This is a genomic window from Pseudarthrobacter sp. AB1 (assembly GCF_014926485.1).
Taxonomy (GTDB): domain Bacteria; phylum Actinomycetota; class Actinomycetes; order Actinomycetales; family Micrococcaceae; genus Arthrobacter.
Map to the genome: position 1 here is coordinate 378,598 of NZ_PZKO01000055.1, position 20,679 is coordinate 399,276.

Here is a 20,679-nt window from a genome sequence, read left to right on the forward strand (position 1 = left end):
CGCACGCGCGGGGGTGTTTCCCATCGGCTCCCCCCGGACGCAGCTGCTGGAAGCTTTTCCCCGCACGCGCGGGGGTGTTTCCACGGCGCTAACGGAGAAACGCTCCGCCTCCGTCTTTTCCCCGCACGCGCGGGGGTGTTTCCCGTCGGTTCCGCGTTCACCGCGGGGGCCGGGGCTTTTCCCCGCACGCGCGGGGGTGTTTCCTGCCGTCGCCGCCTCGGTGGGCGCGGCGATAGCTTTTCCCCGCACGCGCGGGGGTGTTTCCGGCTTCGAGGGCGCCAGGAAGTCCGTGCAGCGCTTTTCCCCGCACGCGCGGGGGTGTTTCCAGTAGCCCGGGACCCGCCAAGCGCCCGGGCTTCTTTTCCCCGCACGCGCGGGGGTGTTTCCGGGCGGTAGGCGAACGTATCACTGAAGTGGGCCTTTTCCCCGCACGCGCGGGGGTGTTTCCCTCAAGTGTGTGGGTCACACTAGCCATGTCATCTTTTCCCCGCACGCGCGGGGGTGTTTCCGAGGAACGTGTAGCCCCAGTGGTTTTCGCGGCCTTTTCCCCGCACGCGCGGGGGTGTTTCCCGTGGTGCGGTCCGGGCCTTCGCTGTGGGTGGCTTTTCCCCGCACGCGCGGGGGTGTTTCCTTCCATGGCCCGAAAGGCATCATGAGCGAAACCTTTCCCCGCACGCGCGGGGGTGTTTCCGGTTCGTGTGCGCTTCCCGGGGATCCTCCAAACTTTTCCCCGCACGCGCGGGGGTGTTTCCTTGGCGGCCATGTAGGACTTCGGGTCATCCTCCTTTTCCCCGCACGCGCGGGGGTGTTTCCAGCTGGCCCCTGGCCGACTACCGCGTGGGCGACTTTTCCCCGCACGCGCGGGGGTGTTTCCTTCATGGCGGCCCGGCTGCATAACCATACGGGCTTTTCCCCGCACGCGTGTCAATGGCCAATAGTTTGTGCCCACGGGCGGCCAGCAGAAATGCCCGCTGGTGGCCATGAAAACTGCCCACTCATGGCCACCAGATCTGCCCACCAGGTGTTCGGTTGGCGTTGGCCATGTTGGGTTGTGGTTTTAGTTCATTGGTTTGACTCCTTTTCCGGCCAAGGCCTGGCTGAGGCGGATTGATTCGCCTGAGGTCTGGCAGACGTGCGCGTGGTGCAGCAGCCGATCGACAGTTGCTGTGGCGAGGGTTTTGGGCATGAGTTCGTCAAAGCCGGCGGGATGCAGGTTTGAGGACACCGCGATGGACCGTTTCTCATAGGCCGCGTCGACGAGGCGGTAGAGCCCCTCGGCCGCGTCGGTGCCGACCGGCAAGAGACCTATATCATCGACCACCACTAAATCCGCCCGGAGGATCCGGGCGACGACTTTGGTGACGCTGTCATCGGAGCGGTGGGCGCGCATGAGGGCGCCGAGGTCCTCGAGCCGGAACCATGCGACCCGCATGCCGGCCTCGACGGCCTGCTGCCCGAGGGCTTCGAGGAAGAACGTTTTGCCGGTGCCGGAGGGGCCGCAGATCACGACGTTTTCCTTCCGCCCGATCCATTCCAGCGTCCGCAGCGCCTGCTGCGTCGGGGCCGGGATCGAGGAGGCGGCAGGGTCCCAGGTGTCGAAGGTCTTCCCGGTCGGGAAGCCCGCGGCTTTGCGTCTGGTGGCGAGCATGGACCGGGACCGGCCGGTGACTTCCTCGACGAAGAGGGCTTTGATGACCTCGGCCGGTTCCCAGCGCTGGGCGCGGGCAGTCGCAATCAGTTCCGGTGCCAGGGCCCGCGCGTGGGGCATCTTCAGCTGCCGCATCAGCGCCTCCAGCTCCGCCGGCAACGCGGGTGCGGTGACCGGGACGGGGCTCATGCGCTTTCCTCCAGCGCGGTGGCGGCGCTGGCTGTTATGGGTGGTCGGCCGATGGCCGCCCACGCGGCGGTGCCCTGGGTCAGGGAGCGGGTTTCCCCGGCGGCATGGGTGGCGGTGCGGGTGAGGGCGGCGTTCAGGATCGAGGCCAGGTCCTTGTTCGCGAAGCGGCCATGGATGGCCGCGGTCCCCAAAGCGTGGTCGACTTCGGACTGCCCGGCGATCTTGGCCAAGGCGACCGCTTCGGCCATCTTCACATTCATCCGCGCCGTGCCCGCCGCCGCGGCCTCGAGCAGCCAGGTCCGGGCGCCGTCCCCGATCGCGAGGAACTCCGCTTCCGCGGCCGTTCTGGCTTTCGCCGTGTAGTCGCCCGGGATCCGGGGCCGGTGGTCCGGGAAGTGCGCGTCGTCGATCGCCGGGCTGCCGGGCCGGGCACGCGGGTGCCGGGCGACTTCGACCGGCCCCTGACTGCCGTGGTGGACGACGATGACCTGCTCGTCAGCTCCGGCGCCGTGGGATCTGACGAACACCCGTGCGCCGAGCAGATATGCCGGGACGGAGTACTGCCCGTTCTCGAACGTGACCATCGGCGTGTTCTCCGGGACGCTGCGGGAGAGCCCGAACGCGACGGTGTGCGCGGTGTCCGGGATCCGGTGCAAACGGGGCGCCTCTTCGGCCAGCATCGCCACGGGTTTACGGCGGGTGGCCCGGTGCTCACGGTTGTTGACCTCGTCCATGAACGCCTGGCACGCCGCCTCGATCTCGGCGAAGGAAGCGTATTCGGCACGCAGGTTAGTGTCCTTGGGCACGATGTCGGCTTTGGCGACTTTCACCGAGGACTCCACACCGCCCTTGGATGCCGGATCCGCCGGCTGGCAGGTCAACACCGTCACGCCGTAATGGCGGGCGAAGTCGACCGTCTGCTGGTTGCGCACCGGGACCCCGGCGACATGGGAAACTGTCACGGTCTTCTCGTTATCCGTGAGGACGTAGGTTGGGGCGCCGCCTATGACACGGAAGGTGCGGTCCAGCGCCGCGAACACGCTCGGCGCCGTCCTGTCCCGCAGTGCGATCACGACCCGGAACCGCGACCATGCCAGCCACGCCACGAACAGCACGGTCTTTTTCCCCTCGATGACGGGGCCGTCGCCGAAATCGTATTGAATCCACTGACCGGGCTCGGTCACCCAGGGGCGGTGCACCCGGACATGACCCAGCCGCCAGGCGGCGCGGACCTGCGCGACGGCCCGGCGGGTAGAGCGCTCCGAACCCTCATAGCCGAGGGCCCGGAGTTTCTCGTGGGCTTTGTCGGCGCGGATCTTGCCCTTGGAGGCCTCGATCCATTCTTCGATCTTGGGCAGGAAAGGGTCGGTGACCCGGCCCCGGTAGGCCGGTTCGGCGATCGGCTGGCCCGCGTCTCGGGCGGCGACGTGCCGGGCGACCGTGTGGTGGGAGCAGCCCGTGAGTTCCGCGGCGGCACGCAACGATCCGGTCAGATCATACGCAGCAAGTATTTCCATGATTTCTCCGTCAAACTTCATTAGGGCCTCTTCCCGGGCGACTTTGGTGCGACTAGACACCGTCATCAAACCCCGGGAAGAGGCTCCCGCCGCTTAAGCAGCAGGGCTAAGTAAAGGAAGTGGGCAGATCTCATGGCCACCAACGGGCAGTTTTCCTGGCCGTCAGTGGGCAGTTCCGTGGCCGCCTATGGGCAGTTTTTCATGGCCGCTAACACACGCGCGGGGGTGTTTCCTTGTCCCGGAATAGCCGGTAGTGGACCTGGTTCTTTTCCCCGCACGCGCGGGGGTGTTTCCGATCTCAGTCAATTTGATGGTGGTGTCCCTTTCTTTTCCCCGCACGCGCGGGGGTGTTTCAAACGCCCACGCCACGAGTTCGTCGCTGACATGCTTTTCCCCGCACGCGCGGGGGTGTTTCCTGGGCCTTGGGGCCGCGGCGGAGCAGGCTAAGCTTTTCCCCGCACGCGCGGGGGTGTTTCCAAACCAGCCGGGAGAACCCGCACGGCGCCTCCCTTTTCCCCGCACGCGCGGGGGTATTTCCAACGGCAGGCACTAGGGCCCGGTCCTTGGTCGCGTTTCCCCGTACGCGCGGGGTTTCAACCGTTCCACGCATGCAGAGCCACCCGCATTTCCCCGGCATTCCGCCTGAGGCCCGGCTAAGCCCAGCCATCTGGCACTTCTGACGCTTCGAGATCCGGGACATCAACTACGCCGGCGGCCGCACAGCCGACGAAATGCTTGGGCTTTGGGACACGGCGGTCGGCCAGGTCGGCCAGGGCGGTGCCGAGATTTCCGTAGCAGTGGAAACCGTAGAGTCATCGGCTACTAGGCCCGATCTGACGAGCGGCCAGTCTCCCGATTTGACCAGGCGAGGCTTGCAGTCTGAGGCGTCGTCTACGCATGTTTCCCAACGACGCACCCACAGTGCCGGCATTCCCCGCCGCTGATCCGCCGGCTTCAGAGAACGAGAGATTGAACCTAATGCCAAAGACATCAGAACCGGGCAAGCTTCCCACAGTCGAGATGGACGAATGGTTGAACACCAACGGTCTTGCCCACCACACCAGGAGTAACCGCAGCTGCTTCCACCGGATGGCCGGACTACCCATCATTGGGCAGGCTGCAGCCAGCACGATCGGCTGCGAGGGTGATAGTTGCTTCATCTCCGGGTCCATTTTCGACCACCCCAGGCGGTTCAGGATCAAGGGCAGGAACAAGCTCACAGACTTCGCGGGCGTAGTTTCGGCGCCCTACCTGCACGTCCACGAAATGACTGCCAAAGCAGAGCAGATCTGTGATGAGTTCGACCTGTCCTTCCGCATCGGTGATCCTCGCGACGACTGGTACGGATACGGGACGACGCCGCTGATCATCTGGAACCCACGGATCGTCAGCCTCTGATCGTCCCAGCGGCCAGTCTCCCGGTTCGTCCCGGCGGGGCTGGCCGTTGGCGTGTCGTCTACGCATGTTTCCTCGCGGTGGCTCATGCCAGAGAAATCCGCAGGAACCGCCAGGTCAGACCCCCGCGAGAAAGAACGTCATGCCACGCAGAGTAGAACCCGGAGCGCACCCTGCCGCGCCGTCCAACCAGCGACTCTCGACCGAAGGAGCCTGGTAGCAGTGGCTCAATTCGTTGATCAAGACGAGCCAGTCATCATGCTCGTGGGCCAGATCCTTACGGAGGAATCTGTGGAAGACGGCTCGAGCTTCAAGCTGTTGGTGGCGGAGAACACTGTCGTTGAGGTCCCCGGTCTGCTGCGTGACTTCCTGACCTACCTGGAGACGCCGCGCTACGAATCCGATGTGCTGTCCTGGGTTGCCGATGCAGGAGGCAGCGCATCCGACGTGAAGAAACTGGTGGACGCCGGCCGGCTGCGGCGTGTACCGCAGGGGCCTTCAGAATCGGCCCTGAACGCGTTCGCCGGGCTTCGCCTTGTACCGATGTGCTACCGGGTGCGGGTCTCTGAGTCGGGTGGTTCGGTGGTCTATGTCGGGCACACTCCGGACGCCACGGCGGTCCAGCCGATCTCCTGGCTGCTCGCTGAGGCGCTGAGGGATCCGAGGGATGGCGAGGACTTCCCGTCCGCCGTGCGCCGGCTGGCTGCCGACTCTGGGCTCCGCATGGATCAGACCGTGCGACTGGCCCTGTCCGATCTCGACGGTCTCCTCGCCCACAAGCTTGCCCGGCTGGGGCTCGTAAAACCCGCTCAACGGGAAGGGCTGGCCAGCCGGCTCCGGGCGCTGTTCACCGGATCAGCGGTGGCGCCATGACGGCTGCATGGGAGGACGGCACAGTCACGCTGCCGTCCAGTGACTTCACCGCGCTCCGGAGGTCCTTGGAGTCTGCCGAGAAGGACCTCCAGGACCGGACGTATGAGCTGACCCAGCAGTGCTGGCGGGGCATCCCGCGCCGTGAACAGGACCGGCCGCGCGAGTACCGGGCTGCCGTGGAGATGTTCCTGGAGGATCGGACCGCCGACAACCGGAGGACTACCCGCGGCCCGATGCGCTCCGTCACTTTGGTCATTGACCCGTGGGAGGAGCTGGCGATCATCGAGGCCCGGAAACTGCTCGGCTCACCGGGGAACTACGTCAAGCCGGCCCGCGTCCAGAAAGGCGATCTGGAGTTCGCGAACAACCGGACGACCGAGTTCGCAGCCCATGAGTCGGCCATCAGTTTTGACCGCGAGAAGCGTACCGTCAGCTGGCGGATCCGAAGCCAGTTCGCGCCCCTGGCGGATTCTCTCGGGCACCCGCTCATGCAGCTCATGACCGGGGCGCTGGAGGCCCTCCGTTGGACCAGTGAGACCGGCGGGTACGTGGAGCGTTCCGGGGAGATTATCCGCGCGTACGGGCCCCTGGGCGCCGAGGCGTACCCGGACCTGTGCCTGCCCTACATCACGTCCCGCGGCGAGCAGGTCACACAGGCCGACCTTGACCGTAAACGCAGCATCCAATCCCGTATGGCCGCCTGAGCCACGCACCCGAGAAGCATCACCCAGGTCGAATCCAAAGCGGCCCCGGCGTTGAGATGCCCAGCTACTCGCTGACCGACACGGAGCACGAGATCAACCACCTCTTCATCGTCACTGACTCCGAGGCCCAGAGAGACGAAGCGACAACACATTTCCCCGGCGGAATCACCGTCGAGCGGATCTACGGAAGCTACCTGGAAGCATTCCAGGTCAACAGGAAGGACTGAGATGAGCGTTTTCATCGAGAGCGATCAACGACACAGGATCCGCAACGAAGGGCTGGAACGGGTTGCTGCAGCAGCCCTTCTTCACGCTGACCGCTCGTTTACTTGCATTCCTGCAAGCTTCTCGCGGCTCACACGTGGGAAAGCAATAAAGGTCCTCGAGAGCGACCTTCGGGCTCTAAAGGTAGATCCGCTAAGCCCCGCGGTGAGCCGGCAACGCATCGCTAGGGACTGCCCCGGGTTTGCTTGACTCCTGACTTGTGAGGATTCACTCCTTGCAGCAAGGATGTTCAACATGCCCAAGCCTTTCCCCGCTGAGTTCCGCCGCGACGTGGTCGCGGTTGCACGCAAGCACGAAGCCCCGATCTCACAGATCGCCAAAGACTTCGGAATTTCCGAAGCAACGCTGCATAACTGGCTCAAGAAAGCCGACATCGAGGACGGCGCCCGTCCCGGCGTGGCCGAGAAGGAAGCTGCCGAACTCAGGGACGCCAGGAAGCGGATCCGGCTGCTGGAACAGGAGAACGAAATCCTGCGCCGGGCCGCGGCCTTCTTCGCCCGGGAACTGCCCCCAAAATGAAGTTCCCGCTGGTCCTTGACCTTGCCGCAGACGGGATTCCCGTCGCGGTGGCCTGCCGGGTGCTGGGCTTCTCCAAACAGGCCTTCTACGCATGGAAGGCCGCGCCGGTCACGGAGCGCGACTGGTCTGACGCCCACCTGATCAACGCAGCCCTGGACGTCCACCGGGACGATCCGGCGTTCGGGTACCGCTTCATCGCCGACGAGCTCGAAGACCAGGGTTTCAGCGTCGGAGAGAACCGGGTCGCCCGGCTGTGCAGCAGCCAGCGGATCTGGTCCGTGTTCGCCAAGAAACGCGGACTGACCCGCAAGGCCGGTCCGCCCGTGCACGATGACCACGTCCGCCGGGACTTCACCGCGGCGGCGCCGGATCAGCTGTGGCTCACGGACATCACCGAACACCGGACCGACGAGGGCAAGCTCTATCTGTGCGCCATCAAAGACGTTTATTCCAACCGGATCGTGGGCTACTCCATCGATTCCCGGATGAAAGCGTCCCTGGCCGTCTCGGCGCTCCACAATGCGATAGCACTCAGGGAGCCGGCAGGAACCGTGGTGCACAGCGACCGCGGTTCGCAATTCCGCTCCAACGCCTTCGTGCGGACGCTGAAGGGCAACGGGCTGAAAGGGTCGATGGGGCGGGTGGGCGCGTGTGCCGACAATGCCGCCATGGAATCGTTCTTCTCACTCCTGCAAAAGAACGTGCTGGATCGTCAGCGATGGTCCACCAGGGCCGATCTTCGCCTGGCTATCGTGACGTGGATCGAGAAAACCTACCATCGGAAACGCCGTCAGCGGCGACTCGGGCGGCTAACGCCGGTCGAGTTTGAGACAATCAATACCGGCCTCAAAGCCGCCTAGCAACACTCAACCCCGAGAGTCAATGAAATCCGGGGCAGTCCCTTTCCTCGTCCAGGGCCGTCTCGATGACCGTCTTCGTCAGCATCTTCAGCAGCCCATCCGGGCCTGTCAGTGACAGCCCCTGCTCCTTGGCCATCCTGACAAGCTCGCGGGCTGCATCAGCCTCGGAAGTGTCGCTCATGTTCGTAGCGGTCGCCGTGTTTTTCACAGCATCCAGTGTCGCCGTCATATCGGCTCCTTCCCACCAAGCTCACCGCCTGGCGTGTTGGGCCGGATACACCGTTATATCCACAGTCCCATGTCCAGAGTCCTGGAGCCCTGGGGTTGGGCCGGTTTTTTTGGGATTCATGCTGTCGTGGTGGCGAACATGAGGGCCATGATGGCGGCGCCGAGGGCTTCGAGCGCGTGTTCTGTGCGGGTGGTGAGTTTTGGGGTATGTGCGTGGGTGGTGGTGGTTCTTAGCCGGGAACGTAGGAGAAGGATGATGAATATTGCTGCTGCTGTTCCGAAGAAGATTGTCACCGGGATCGCCAGGGCGGGTGAATGGTCCAGGGTGGGTGTGGCGGTGGTGTGGGCTGCGGTTGCCATGGCGTGGTGGGTGGTGGGCATGGACATGGTTCCTGCGGGAACGGTTCCGTGGCCCGGGGTGGTCGTTTGGGCCATCATTGCGAGCATGAGGGCGGCACCGGCCATGGTGAGGGCGTGGTAGAGGCATTTGAGCCGGCCCTGGCTGTCCGTGCAGAGTATTTTGAATTCCGGCCGGGCGACGGCCTGGATGGTGAACCACAGTGCCGCGCAGGTGAGGACGGTGACTTGAGCCAGCATAGTTGTGGGTATGAGGTTCCACAACATGGCGGCCATCAGGGCGTTCATGAGGGCGTGGAGGCCTTTGTTGACGCGGTCGGTGAGGTGGCGGGATTTTGCTGCTTGGAGGACGTGGTAGCTTCCGCCCAGCAGCAGGATGGTTGTGAGGGTCCAAGTAATTACGGGGATGTTGAACACGCCAATCATGTCCTCACTTCCGGGTTTGGGTTTGGCGGGTATGGGTGTGGTCCCCGGTGCTGTTGTTACAGCGCCGGGGACCACGTATTTAGGGCTGGTTGTCTTTCAGCTCTAGGTCATTGTCCGGTTCAGGGTTACTTGTCGGTTCCGCTGCAGCATTGTCCGGTGGTGGCGGTGGGTACCGTGTCTGAGGTGGGGAGGTTGAGGGTGGGGTTTTGGTTGAAGAATCCGTGGGGTTCGAGCATGAAGCCGATGTTTTGGCGGGGCATGATGGGCCAGTCTTCGAGGCGGACGACGTGGTGCATGCCGAAGGTGTACCAGACTACGAGGTCTTGGTCGACGATGTTCCGGTCTGCTTGGGTCCAGATGTGCAGGCCGTCGTCGGCGCCGGTGGCTTGGTTGGGGAATTCGCCGGCGGCGAAGCGTTCGGTGCGGTCGTATGCGGTGACCCAGAGGTTGTTCCGGGCGAACTGGGCTCGTTTGCTGACGTAGGATTCATCGCCGGCGGCGAGCTGGATGCCGTCGGTGGGGATGAGGCGGTAGGCGACGGGTTCGTCCACGATGTTGCGGCTGTCGCGGTTGGCGATCTTCCAGAAGCGGTGTTTGGAGGAGTCGGTTTTGCGGATGGCTGCCTGTTCGGTTTCGAGGAGCCGGTCCACTGCTTTGAACGCGGTGTGGGTGGGGTTGTGTTCGGGTATTTCCATGTCGACTTCGTAGACGGAGTTCTTCGGGCCGTCGAGCTCGAAGTCCATCCGGACGTTGAACATGTGCTGGTGGATGGGTCCGTAGAGTCCGTCGTTGTTTAGTGCCTGGCCGTAGGGGCTTTTCTCGCCGGGGTGCTGGGCGGCGGTGGAGAGGATGCCGGTGGCTTTGACGAGGAACTCGATGCTGCCGTCGAGGAAGAGGTGCCAATAGAAGGCGTACTCGTAGTTCGCGACGGTGGCGATGAAGGAGATTACGAGTTTGCGGCTGCGGCGGGTTTCGGCGGTGCCTTCGCGGAAGTCGAAGTGCTTCCAGAGGATCGAGTCGTCTTCTTCGTGCATGCAGATGGCGTTCTCGATTGTCCACGGGTTGCCGTGGCTGTCCACGCTGTGGCCGTCGAAGTACTTGATCTCGCCGAGGCAGTCACAGCCCAGGGTCAGGGAGTTGGCCATGTTCCCGATGTTGTATTCGCCCGAGTCGAAGGCGTTCTTTTTGGCCTGGACCGGGGCGGTGTCGCCGTAGGGGACGACCATTTCGGACAGTGAGGCCCGGTTGATCACCGGACGCTCAACGCCCTGGTCGCGGAACTTCAGCTGGTGCAGGACGAGGCCTTCGCGGGGGGTGAAGCCGACGCGGAAGGACCAGTCGGCCCACTGGACGTGGTTTCCGGTGACCTGGAAGGAAGCACCTTCGGGCTGGGTGATGGAAATGGGTTTGAGGTCGGTGCGGGCCGGCCCGACGTACTCGGGCAGGTAGTTACCGGAGGCTTTGGGGACCGGGATGGACTCGTTGTCCTCGACCTTGACAACCTTGCCGGAGCTGAGGTCGTAGAAAACGACGAAGTTCTCGATCGGGTGCGCGTAGGGGCTGTCGGTAGGATTCTCGCGGACGAAGACCAGGGCGCGCATCAGGCGCTGGCCCTGGGCGTCTTCTCCGAAGTAGCCCACAGACCACGGCTCGAAGCAGACAAGGTCCAGGTTGGTCAGGCCCCGCTTGGCGAGGGCCTCAATGACGTTCGAATCCTTTCTACAGGCTTCCTCGCACTCGGCGAACTCGTCGAGCATGAACGGCGGCTGAACGCCCGAGGCCAGCTGTGTCCAGGTCGTGACGATGCCGGAGTCAAGGTTGACGATGGCTTCGTAGGCGTTTCCGGTGCCGCGGTCGATCAGGACGGAGTCGGCTTCGCGTTCGGTGTCGGTGCCTTCGCGCAGGGCTATCTTGGAGGGTTCACGCAATTCAATGCTGATGAAGCGGAACGTTTCTGGCGCGGCCGGGCCGTCTTTAAGGATTGCGGCGGCGCGGGAGATCTCGGCGCGGGACAGCGGATCGAGAGGATGCGCCACCCCTACAACGGATTCAGTTTCAGTGTCGATGGTCATGGTTTCTCCTTGGATTGGCAGAACTGTTCATCTTTGGGTGCATATGAGACTGCGCTGAAGATCATGTCTGAACCCCGGTTGGGGCTCCGGGAGGGTATCGAATGCAAACCCGAAATCCTCTATTTCCAGAGGGCTAGCCGAGCTTTGCTGGCGTGATGCCGGTCAATTGCATTATTTTATGTAGCAAAACTACGTCGACGAATTCATTTAGGCGAGGTTTTATGAAAATTCGCGAGGGAAATTAGTAACCATATTTTCCCATTGCAGTTAACGCGTTGAAAACATTCGGAAACACGTTATCGACTTTCGTTACCGGGCCCGGGAATGCTAATTTTTTGCACTCGACGCGCAATCGCGTTATGAAGCGGAGCAAGGTAAAAATCGACATCATCCGCGACCTTGGCAAGTGCCACCACCACTATCGGCAGCTCGAGACTGGGCCTCCTCAGTGTTTGAGGATCTTCCCCAGAAAGTCTTTTGCACGCGCTGTCTGCGGGTTCGTGAAGAATTCATTGGGCGTGTTTTGTTCCAGGATCTGACCATCTGCCATAAATACAACGCGATCGGCCGCGGTGCGGGCAAAGCCCATCTCATGAGTGACCGTCACCATGGTCATCCCTTGTTTGGCCAAGTCGACCATTACATCTAGAACTTCTTTGATCATCTCCGGATCGAGTGCAGAAGTTGGCTCGTCGAAAAGCATGACGCGGGGATCCATTGCCAATGCGCGCGCGATAGCCACACGTTGCTGCTGCCCCCCGGAGAGTTGTGCCGGAAATTTAACCGCCTGATGGCCAATCCCCACTCGTTCCAGCAATTCGTGGGCACGCTTCTCGGCCTCTTTCTTCCTCTGGCCGCGAACTTTAATGGGACCGAGGGTGACGTTCTCAAGAATTGTTTTGTGGGCGAAAAGATTGAAGTTCTGGAAAACCATTCCGATGTCCGCACGCAACATAGCCAAGCCGCGGCCCTCTTGCGGGAGGGGTTGCCCGTCTAACGTGACGGTACCACTGTCGATAGCCTCGAGACGATTGATCGCCCGACACAGGGTCGACTTACCAGACCCGCTCGGTCCAATAACCACCACCACCTCGCCGCGCGAGACAGAGAGGTCGATGTCTTTGAGGACATGCAGACTCCCATACCACTTGTTCACGCCGCGGAGCGTAATAATCGGCTGCGATTCTGCGCGCGCACCCAAATTGATCCCTGAAATTGCTGGAGCTTCGCTAGACATATGTGCTTCCTCAAATACAAGTTGATTGGGTCGTGGCGACCTTGCTGTGGGCCATATTGGTGTGCATGGCTTCTATCACTCCGCTACTTGATGGTGCTCGAGACTGTTATGCGCTCTTGCTCCGACTGAGTCGGCACCGGCAGCGTGCTCTTGTTTCGACGGGATTGCCTCAGGCTGATTCGCTGGCTCAGCCAGGAGACTGTTACGTTCAGAGCGATGTAAACTGCGGCCGTTACTACATAGATCTGGAGAGGGTTGCTGAACAGCAGGCCAGCGGATTGGCTACGGGTCAACAGCTCATCGTAATTGATCACGAACCCCAAAGAGGTGTCCTTTATTAGGATGGCAAACTGACCGATAAGTGCCGGAAGCATCACTCGCAGGGCCTGCGGAAGCAGGATTATCCGCACTATCTGGAGTCTGCGCATCCCGATGGCGCTGGCAGCCTCGTATTGACCCGTCGGAAGGGCGGATATCCCGGCGCGCACGATCTCGCAAATGATCGCTCCATTGAACATAACCAAGGCAAATACCACGGACCAGATAGCTGGGAGGTCCATATGGAACATAATTGGGAAGGCCAAGAAGAAAAACAACACTAGGAGCAGCACCGGCGTACCCCGAATGAATTCGACGTAGGTTGTGCACACAAGTCTGAGCCACCCATGTGTGGAACGTCGGCCAACCGCCAGTACTATTCCGAACGGTAAGGCGAGCGCCAAACCGATCACGGCAGCAAGGATTGTGTACATAAGACCTATGGCCAGGAATTGGATCAGTTCGCCGCTGAACAGCGGATCCCATTTATCGGCGCTGAACTGTCCATTCTCCGCGAGTCGTTTGACGAGCAGCGCTGCTATCAGGGCGACCCCGATTCCCGCCAGCAAGCTTGTGATTAGTGTACGGCGACGCGCACGCGGCCCCGACGCGTCGAAGAGAGCCATGCTATTCATCTCAGGACCACCGCCCGCCTCTCTACCAAGGCAGAGACCCGCCCCATGACCAATCCGGTCAGGACGTAGCCGCAAGTAGTGATAAACATAATCAAAATAACCTGACTGCTGTGGACGTTGACCTGGCTCGTCATTTTACTGATTGCCTCCGCTACACCGAACGCGCTTGCAATCGAAGTGTTCTTAAAGAGAGCGATAAGCACGCTCGCCATGGGTGCAATCACCGCCTTCCATGCTTGCGGTAGCACCACGTGCTGCATTATCTTGGGGAAAGTCATGCCAATAGATTTTGCGGCCTCCAGCTGTCCGGTTGGGATTGAGTGGATGCCCGATCGAATCGCTTCCGCAACGAATGTTGCGGTGTACACGGCGAGCGCGATAACCGCGAACGTGAAAAAGGGCAAATGGATGTCTACCTGCGGCAGCCCGAACGCCACGATAAAGAACACAACGGTGAGCGGTGTATTTCGCACTAGGGTGATGTATGCTGCAGCGCCCCACCGGAGTGGGGGCACTGGGGACACTCGCATTGCAACCGTGATGAATCCGAGTAAAAGGGCACCCACGCTGGCGATCAACGCGAGTTGCCAAGCGGTTACAAACCCTTGGAAGATTATCGGCGCTGCCTGAACTATCGTGTCCACGCTGTTGTCTTACTGGCTAACGGAGTTGTCGCAGCTGCGGATCTTTGGAGGCTCAGGGGTGTCACCCAACCCGGTGCCGAGGGTATCCTTATAGGCTTTCGCCCAGCTTCCGTCCTGGTACATGTCGGTGAGTTGATCGTTAATCCACTTACAAAAGACCTTGTCGTCCGTTTTCGTAACGCCAATGCCGTAGTTATTGTCCTCGAGGTAGCTCACGTCGAGTGCCTTCAGTTTGCCGGCACTCTCGTGGACGAACCCCGCGAGCACCGTTCGTTCGGTGGTTGCCGCGTCGACCTGCCCGTTAAGAACCGCGTCGGCGCACTTGGCGCTCGTGTCGAAGAGAGTCAGCTTGATCTCAGGATAATGCTCATCCAGGTAGGTCTGTTGGACGGATCCGTTGATCGCGCAGAGACTCTTGCCTTGCAAATCAGAGAAATTCGCTATTGGACTATCCGCTTTGGTGTAGAGCCCGTTGGGGGCATTTAGGTATGGACCAGCGAAGTCAATTACCTTGGCGCGCTCCTTCGTCATGGCATATCCTGCGGTGACGAGGTCGACTTTGCCCTGCGCCAGGAATGCTTCGCGGGTGGGCGTCGTGACAGGTACGAAGTTGATATGGTCCTCTGAAATGCCTAGTCGTTTGGCGATCTGCTTCGCAATCTCGATGTCGAACCCCGTATAGGTACCCAGGCCCCGCATGCCGAGCAGCGGATATGTCGAAAGCGTGCCTACCGTGAGTTCACCCTTGCTCGCAATGGAGGCCATTTTGGTGCCTTCTGCGAACTTCGATGGCCCAACATTTTCGGCGGAGCCGCAGGCCCCCAGTGTTAGCGCGATGCATGTGAGGACTGTGGCTACCCCTGTTTTACGAGTTATTTTGTTCATGCCATGCTCCTATTCGTCGAGTTGAAGCCATCCACGGTCAACCATTTGTGTCTGGAGAGTTTTCGCATTCTTTTTTCGGTTTGCCCCCACAAACGTTCGTCAGCGTTCCATAGGCCTTCTCCTAGTGCTCCCATTTCATTGAGCGGGACGCCTTGTTGAGTTCGTTAAAATTCGGTTCACGGCGAATTACTTGCGGAGGTGTGGGTGTCGAACGCAGCAAGGACAGCATTCACCCGTTCAAGGTCCTTCGCTCCATCAGTGTTGAGCGTCTCGGAGACCGCTACGATCAGTGTTTGAAGGACATACGTCAGGGCCGTCATCGACGGCATTAGGAGAGGTCCGTCAGCGTCGACTAGAACCGCGTTGGCCGACGTTCGAGCCAATGGTGACGAGCGACGGTCGGTGAAAGCGACCGTTCGACATCCGCGGGTCGCCGCGTACTTGGCTACCTTTAAAGTCTGAGTGGTGTATGGCGCCAGCGTAATCGCGATGAAGACGTCCTCATCGGTCAGGTGAGAGAGCTGTTCAGGGATGGTCCCATCTAGGTCTGTTACTAGTCGGACCTGGTCGCGAACGAGGCTGAGTTGGAAGCTCAGCAGGTGCGCCATGGAGAAGCATGCGCGCAACCCCATGACATAGACGGACCTGCTCGTCGCGACGATTTCGACAATTTGTTTCCAACTGGCAAGATCCACGTTTGCCGCCGTGCGGTCGATATTTCTGTGTTCGATGGTGGACATGGTTTCGAACAAATCCTCGTCTCCAAAGGCTTCAGATTTCATGGAGTCGTAACGAGTAAGCAGTCCCGCCTGGCGCTGCAGTTCAGTAGCGCACAGGTCTCGGAGGGCAGGGTATCCGCTCAGCCCAATCGCCTGGGCGAAGCGCACCACGGTCGACTCATCCATTTCTGCACGTTTGGCCAACTCGGCCGCTGTGGAGAGAGCGAGCTGCTGGGGGCCGTCAATGACGAGGTTAGCTAGACGCAATTGGCTAGGGGTCAGTGCAGGTCGAGCTTCCTCGATCAGGTTTGTAAGCTCCTCAAACGTGCTTAGAGTTCTCGGTTTTATTGATCGTTTTGGTGCCATTTTTCATGCCTCACAGGTCTTCCAGTGGTGTGATGTGCATTATGCCCTCCCCCAACACTCAAGGAGCGTAGCACTATGCAAGGGATTATGCATAGAGTTATTCACAGGAAATGTTGCTGGTTTAAATTATTTTACAATTCAACATGTATGAAATTGCGGTGTCCACATGGCATCATTCTGTCCTCGGCATGACGGACACCTGGCGTCCTGGGCCGGCACCTCTCCGGGATCCAACGAATCCGCCTGACGGGTCAAGTCCACCAAGACTCGCCCCGGCAACCGCTACCTCAAAGGAGCGCTCGGAATCGCCGCGCTCTCGGCAGCACGCTCGAAGAACACCTACTTCTCCGCAAAATACTCCCGCCTCGCCGCCCGGCGCGGGCCATCCAAAGCCCTCGTCGCGGTCGAACACGCCATGCTCACCGCCGCCTGGCATGTGCTCACCACCGGGGAACTCTACAAAGACCCGGCGCCGACTCCTTCAGGCTGCAAGCACCTGCCAAGACCAAGGCCCGCGCGATCGGACAGCTCGAATCCCTGGGCTACCAAGTCACCCTCGCGCCCCTGCAACCCACCGGATATTCCTGCCTCAAAACGCCGACCGCCAGATCAACCAGTCAACGGGACAACGTCACCGCAATTTTCATGTCAGCGAGACTTAGCGTAAGAGCAGCAGCGCCTCGCCCTGGCCGCCGCCGCCGCACAATGCCACGGCGGCCTTTCCGCTGCCGCGGCGGAGAAGTTCGTGGACGGCGGAGACCACCACGCGCGCACCGGAAGCTCCGATTGGATGGCCGATGGCGATGGCCCCTCCGTTGACATTGACCCGCTCCGGAGCTATACCCAGCATGGCTGCCGAGTGGATCGCCACCGAGGCGAAGGCCTCATTGATCTCGACGAAGTCGAGTTCCGCTGCGGTCCAGCCGGCCCTGTCGAGTGCCTTGCGGAGGGCTTGTGCCGGTTTGTCGGGCAGCGAGGTGTCCGGTCCGGCGATCTGTCCGGGGGCGCCGAAGGTGGCGAGGACTGTCAGGCCGTTAGCCTGGGCGTGGCCACGGGTGGTCAGGACGACGGCGGCCGCTCCGTCGTTGAGCGGGGAGGCGTTGCCGGCCGTTACGGTTCCGGACGGGGAGAAGGCCGGTTTCAGTCCGGCCAGTACCTGAGCAGTGGTATTGGCCCGGACGCCTTCGTCCGCCGTCGCCAGCACGATCCCGCCGCGGCGCTGGGGCACCTTGACCGGGACGATCTCCGCGTCGAACAGGCCATTGTTCTGTGCCGCCGCCGCCCGCAGGTGGGATGCGGCGGCCACCTGGTCCTGCTCGGCGCGGGGGATCTGCAGTGCAGCATTGGCGCGGTCCGTGGCCAGACCCATCGCCTCGTGGTCGAACGCATCCGTCAGCCCGTCGTGGGCCGCCGAATCCACGAGGGCGGCGTTGCCATAGGGCGTGCCGGTGCGGGAGCCGGGCAGCAGGTGCGGTGCGTTGCTCATGGACTCCTGGCCCCCGGCGACGACGACGTTGGCCTCGCCCAGGCGCAACAGCCGGCTGGCCTCAATGATTGCGGTCAGCCCGGAGAGGCAGACCTTGTTGACGGTAGCTGCGTGTGCGGCCAGCGGGATGCCGGCCGCGACGGCGGCCTGCCGGGCGGGGTTCTGGCCGGCGCCGGCCTGCAGCGCCTGTCCCATGACAACGGCCTCGACCGCCTCGGGTGCGACGCCCGCCTTGCTCAGGGCGCCGGCGATGGCGGCGCCGCCGAGTTCGACGGCAGACAGCGGTGCAAGCTGGCCCATGAGCCTGCCCTGTGGCGTCCTGGCCGCTCCGATAATGACGATGTCCTGGCCGTGGTTCATGCGTGCTCCTGGGGGGTGCGGTGGGGATGGTGGGTAGTACTTGGGCGGTTATCGGAGCGAGGGGAGGCCGGGGCGGAAGTTGCTGCCGGTTTCGCGGTCCAGAAGTGGGGTCAGTCCGCCGGTATGGAAGGGGTAGTTGGCGCCGAGGATCATGCACAGGTCGATCTGCTCCGGGCCGGCGGCCACGGACTGGGCGAGCATGATCTCCACCTCCTCGGCCAGGGCGGCCAAAACCCGGGCGCGAACCGCGACCGGGTCGGCAGGGGCGGCCGGCGGCAGCAGGCGTGCCGCGTCGGGGGAGATCCCGCCGTCGTCGGCCAGGTAGCCGGGCAGTCCGGCGCCGGCCACGGCCGTCAGGCTTGGACTGACGGCGAACCGGTCCGGATATGCCAGGTGAAGGGTTTCGCAGATGTGCAGCTGGACCTGTGGACCGATGAACTGCAGCAGGCGCAGCGGTGTCATCGGCAGTCCCAGCGGGTCCAGGGCGTGGTCTACCGCTGCGGGGTCGTCGCCGTTGTCGATGCACTGCAGGATCTCGCTGAACAGGCGGGACAGCAGTCGGTTGACCACGAAGCCGGGCGCGTCCTTGACAATCACCGCCGTTTTGCGCAGTGACTTGGCCAGTTCGAACGCCGTGGCGATGGTGGACTCGTCTGTCCGGGGTGTGGCCACGAGTTCCACCAGCGGCAGCACGGCCACCGGGTTGAAGAAGTGGAAGCCGATCAGCCGCCCGGGGTGGGCGAGGCCGGCGCCCATCGCCTCAACCGAGAGCGAAGAAGTATTGGTCAGCAGCAGTGCGTCCGGGCGCAGGAGCGACTCTAGCTCGGCGAAGACGCGGCGCTTGGTCTCGAGTTCTTCGAAGACGGCCTCGATGACCGCGTCGCAGTCGGCGAAGTCGGCCTTGTCTGAGGTGCCGGAGACGAGGGCGCGGATGGCTTTGGCCTCGGCGGCGTCCAGCTGCCCCCGGTCCACGAGCCCGCGCAGCTGGTCCTCGATCCAGGCCAGTGCTTTGTCGATGCGTTCGGTCGACAGATCGGTGAGCAGCACAGGCACGCGCAGCTGCCGGGCGAAGACCAGAGCCAGCTGGCTGGCCATGAGCCCGGCGCCGACGACACCGACGGACCGTACCGGGCGGGGCTCGGCGGTAGGTACGCCGGCCGGCTTCCGGGCCAGTGACTGCGTCAGGTTGAAGGCGTAGATGCTGGCCCGGGCCTCGTCGGAGAGCAGCAGTTCGCCGAAGGCGCGGATCTCGGCGTCCCGTCCGGCTGCGGCAGTCCCGCCGGTGCCGGCCACGCTGCGGGCCGCCGCGTCGATCAACTCGAGCGCCCGGTACGGGGCAGGGGCTGCACCGTGCAGGCGTGCGTCCAGCCGACTGCGGATCTGCTTCAGGCTGCGGCCTTGATCGGCCGGGCGCACGGTCCGGCGGCCGTGCCGGCCAGACAGGACGTGCACGGCGAAATCGAGCGATGCCTCGAGAAAGCCGTCTTCCGGTAGCACCGCATCGACCAGCCCAAGCTTCGCGGCGGCCCCGGCGGAGAGGTGTCGGCCGGCGAGCGAGTCGGTGATTACCAGCCGGGCAGTCGCGTCGGTGCCGGCCAGCGCGGTGGCGAGGGGTATGCCTCCCCAGCCCGGAATGAGTCCCAGCCGGACCTCGGGAAAGCCCAGTGCGCGCACGGAATCCGCTGCGGTCCGGTATTGGGCGTGCAGGGCCAGCTCCAGGCCGCCGCCGAGGGCGATCCCGTTGAGGAAGGCGAACGTTGGAATGGTGAGTCCGTGCAACCGGCCGAGTGCTGCCAGTCCCCGGGCGGCCACGTCTTCTGCCTGCTCTCTGGTGGTGGCCTCGGTCATCTGCTTCAGGTCCGCGCCGGCGCAAAACACGTGCCCCGTGCCGGTGACGGCTACCGCGTCCGTCCCGCCAGTCTCCACCGACTGGATGGCGGCGGCCAGATTTGTCAGCGAGGCAGGACCGAGGGTTTCGGGGCGGCGGCTGCCGTTGTCCAGGGTCAGCAGGGCGATCCGGAAGCCGGCGCGCTCAAAGTACTCGGTACTAACATTGGTTACGGTCTCTTTGCTCACGAAGGCTCCCTCGGATGGATGGCGCGGAAGGGTGTGTTCTGTAATCACGTCGAATTGAGACTTTTCTCATCTAGTTTCGAAAGTTCGGTTCGCGTCGCTCCAGCAGCGCGTTGACCGCCTCGAGGTGGTCGGGCGTGTGATGGGCAATGGCTTGCATTGCGGCCGCCATCTGCAGATGCGTCTCCATCGTCTGCGTGCGGCTCTCAACGAGGAGCCGCTTCGTCATTCTGAGAATTGGGCGCGAGTTCCTCGCCACCATTCGTGCGAGCGTCAGCGCCGTAGGAAGTAGATCCGCTGGCGACACGACCCGGGAGACCAGCCCTAGTTTGAGCGCACGCTCGGCACTGACCGATTCGCCGGTGAACGACATCTCCGCAGCGATTGCGGGGCCGGCGATCCGGTCCAGGAGCCAAGCTCCTCCATCCCCTGGCACGAGTCCGGCGCGGACGAAGCTCTCTGCGAAGTACGCGTCCGTGGATGCAATACGCATGTCGCACATCCACGCCAAGTCGCTTCCGGCACCGACGGCAGGCCCATTCACCGCTGCAATGATTGGAATCTCTAAGCTGGCGAGGGCCCGCGGGATCCGTTGGATCCCGCTACGGTAGCCCTCGCGAAGGGCGGCAGGCGTCCCGCCGAACATGCCGACCTTGTCACGCATGTGCTTGATGTTTCCGCCGGCGGAAAATGCCGGCCCGACAGCCGTCAAGACGACGCACCGGATGTCCGAGTCAGTGTTGGCCTGCTGTGCAGCGTCGACGATGGCGGCGACCATGTCGTCCTCGGACACCGTGTTGCGGGTGTCTGGCCGGTTCAGCGTCCAGATGGCGATGCCGTCCTCGCTTGTGATGAGGAGGGGCGGGTTATTATGCACGGTGTC

General features: G+C 62.6%; 17 protein-coding genes, 2 pseudogenes and 2 CRISPR repeat arrays (1 of these 21 only partly in view). Of the genes and pseudogenes, 6 read left to right on the plus strand and 13 right to left on the minus strand.

Annotation, left to right across the window (positions count from 1 at the left end; all coding sequences use genetic code 11):
* Positions 1-935: a CRISPR direct-repeat array (repeat unit 29 nt; unit sequence CTTTTCCCCGCACGCGCGGGGGTGTTTCC); it begins 740 nt to the left of the window's first position.
* Between the two features lie 122 nt (positions 936-1,057).
* Together istB and istA are read right to left on the minus strand one after the other, a co-directional pair.
* Entirely contained in the window at positions 1,058-1,837 is a 780-nt protein-coding gene (gene istB, locus DAD99_RS15465) for an IS21-like element helper ATPase IstB (protein WP_193342222.1), read from the minus strand.
* Positions 1,834-3,375: an IS21 family transposase gene (gene istA, locus DAD99_RS15470; RefSeq protein ID WP_193342223.1), complete on the minus strand. Its 1,542-nt coding sequence runs from the start codon at positions 3,373-3,375 to the stop codon at positions 1,834-1,836. The genes istB and istA overlap by 4 nt, the downstream gene beginning before the upstream one ends.
* Before the next feature lie 185 nt (positions 3,376-3,560).
* Positions 3,561-3,947: direct repeats of the CRISPR family, unit length 21 nt; unit sequence TTTCCCCGCACGCGCGGGGGT.
* A gap of 385 nt (positions 3,948-4,332) precedes the next feature.
* Here istA and DAD99_RS15475 point away from each other — a divergent pair.
* From DAD99_RS15475 to DAD99_RS15495, 5 genes are all read left to right on the plus strand, one after another.
* Positions 4,333-4,752: a hypothetical protein gene (locus tag DAD99_RS15475; RefSeq protein WP_193342224.1), complete on the plus strand. Its 420-nt coding sequence runs from the start codon at positions 4,333-4,335 to the stop codon at positions 4,750-4,752.
* Between the two features lie 219 nt (positions 4,753-4,971).
* A complete protein-coding gene (locus tag DAD99_RS15480; RefSeq protein ID WP_193342225.1) occupies positions 4,972-5,622 on the plus strand; it encodes a hypothetical protein in 651 nt (216 codons plus the stop codon).
* Positions 5,619-6,326, plus strand: coding sequence for a hypothetical protein (locus DAD99_RS15485; protein ID WP_193342226.1), 708 nt, complete (start codon positions 5,619-5,621; stop codon positions 6,324-6,326). The genes DAD99_RS15480 and DAD99_RS15485 overlap by 4 nt, the downstream gene beginning before the upstream one ends.
* A 56-nt stretch (positions 6,327-6,382) precedes the next feature.
* Positions 6,383-6,553, plus strand: coding sequence for a hypothetical protein (locus DAD99_RS15490; RefSeq protein WP_193342227.1), 171 nt, complete (start codon positions 6,383-6,385; stop codon positions 6,551-6,553).
* A 292-nt stretch (positions 6,554-6,845) separates the two neighbouring features.
* A protein-coding gene (locus DAD99_RS15495) for an IS3 family transposase (protein ID WP_193342228.1) occupies positions 6,846-7,990 on the plus strand; the annotation gives its coding sequence in 2 pieces (ribosomal slippage) (positions 6,846-7,119 and positions 7,119-7,990; 1,146 coding nt in all).
* A 43-nt stretch (positions 7,991-8,033) separates the two neighbouring features.
* Here the strand turns inward: DAD99_RS15495 and DAD99_RS15500 are convergent.
* The 8 genes and pseudogenes from DAD99_RS15500 to DAD99_RS15535 all read right to left on the minus strand — a co-directional run.
* A pseudogene (locus DAD99_RS15500) lies at positions 8,034-8,219 on the minus strand (IS256 family transposase); the annotation flags it as partial.
* Between the two features lie 116 nt (positions 8,220-8,335).
* Positions 8,336-8,992: a DUF5134 domain-containing protein gene (locus tag DAD99_RS15505; RefSeq protein ID WP_193342229.1), complete on the minus strand. Its 657-nt coding sequence runs from the start codon at positions 8,990-8,992 to the stop codon at positions 8,336-8,338.
* A gap of 134 nt (positions 8,993-9,126) precedes the next feature.
* Positions 9,127-11,073: a primary-amine oxidase gene (locus DAD99_RS15510; RefSeq protein ID WP_193342230.1), complete on the minus strand. Its 1,947-nt coding sequence runs from the start codon at positions 11,071-11,073 to the stop codon at positions 9,127-9,129.
* Between the two features lie 445 nt (positions 11,074-11,518).
* On the minus strand, positions 11,519-12,247 hold the full coding sequence (locus DAD99_RS15515) for an amino acid ABC transporter ATP-binding protein (protein WP_193342265.1): 729 nt from the start codon (positions 12,245-12,247) through the stop codon (positions 11,519-11,521).
* 146 nt (positions 12,248-12,393) lie between these two features.
* The gene (locus tag DAD99_RS15520; RefSeq protein WP_193342231.1) at positions 12,394-13,254 is read right to left on the minus strand and encodes an amino acid ABC transporter permease; all 861 of its coding nucleotides are present in this window, start codon (positions 13,252-13,254) and stop codon (positions 12,394-12,396) included.
* A gap of 5 nt (positions 13,255-13,259) precedes the next feature.
* Positions 13,260-13,907: an amino acid ABC transporter permease gene (locus DAD99_RS15525; protein WP_309233304.1), complete on the minus strand. Its 648-nt coding sequence runs from the start codon at positions 13,905-13,907 to the stop codon at positions 13,260-13,262.
* A 9-nt stretch (positions 13,908-13,916) separates the two neighbouring features.
* Positions 13,917-14,792 (minus strand): transporter substrate-binding domain-containing protein, encoded by an 876-nt coding sequence (locus tag DAD99_RS15530; protein WP_193342232.1) that lies wholly within the window; start codon positions 14,790-14,792, stop codon positions 13,917-13,919.
* A 176-nt stretch (positions 14,793-14,968) separates the two neighbouring features.
* On the minus strand, positions 14,969-15,877 hold the full coding sequence (locus DAD99_RS15535) for a MurR/RpiR family transcriptional regulator (RefSeq protein WP_193342233.1): 909 nt from the start codon (positions 15,875-15,877) through the stop codon (positions 14,969-14,971).
* Between the two features lie 193 nt (positions 15,878-16,070).
* On the opposite strand from DAD99_RS15535, the pseudogene DAD99_RS15540 reads away from it, so the two are divergent.
* Positions 16,071-16,456, plus strand: a pseudogene (locus DAD99_RS15540) (transposase); the annotation flags it as partial.
* Positions 16,457-16,535: 79 nt separating this feature from the next.
* On the opposite strand, the gene DAD99_RS15545 reads toward DAD99_RS15540, so the two are convergent.
* The 3 genes from DAD99_RS15545 to DAD99_RS15555 all read right to left on the minus strand — a co-directional run bounded on the left by DAD99_RS15545 (position 16,536) and on the right by DAD99_RS15555 (position 20,673).
* Positions 16,536-17,723 carry an acetyl-CoA C-acyltransferase gene (locus DAD99_RS15545; protein ID WP_193342234.1) on the minus strand — a complete coding sequence of 396 codons (1,188 nt, stop codon included), beginning with the start codon at positions 17,721-17,723 and terminating at the stop codon, positions 16,536-16,538.
* 48 nt (positions 17,724-17,771) lie between these two features.
* The gene (locus DAD99_RS15550; RefSeq protein WP_193342235.1) at positions 17,772-19,799 is read right to left on the minus strand and encodes a 3-hydroxyacyl-CoA dehydrogenase NAD-binding domain-containing protein; all 2,028 of its coding nucleotides are present in this window, start codon (positions 19,797-19,799) and stop codon (positions 17,772-17,774) included.
* 70 nt (positions 19,800-19,869) lie between these two features.
* Complete coding sequence (locus DAD99_RS15555; RefSeq protein ID WP_309233306.1) at positions 19,870-20,673, minus strand: crotonase/enoyl-CoA hydratase family protein; 804 nt, start codon at positions 20,671-20,673, stop codon at positions 19,870-19,872.
* Positions 20,674-20,679 lie beyond the last annotated feature (6 nt).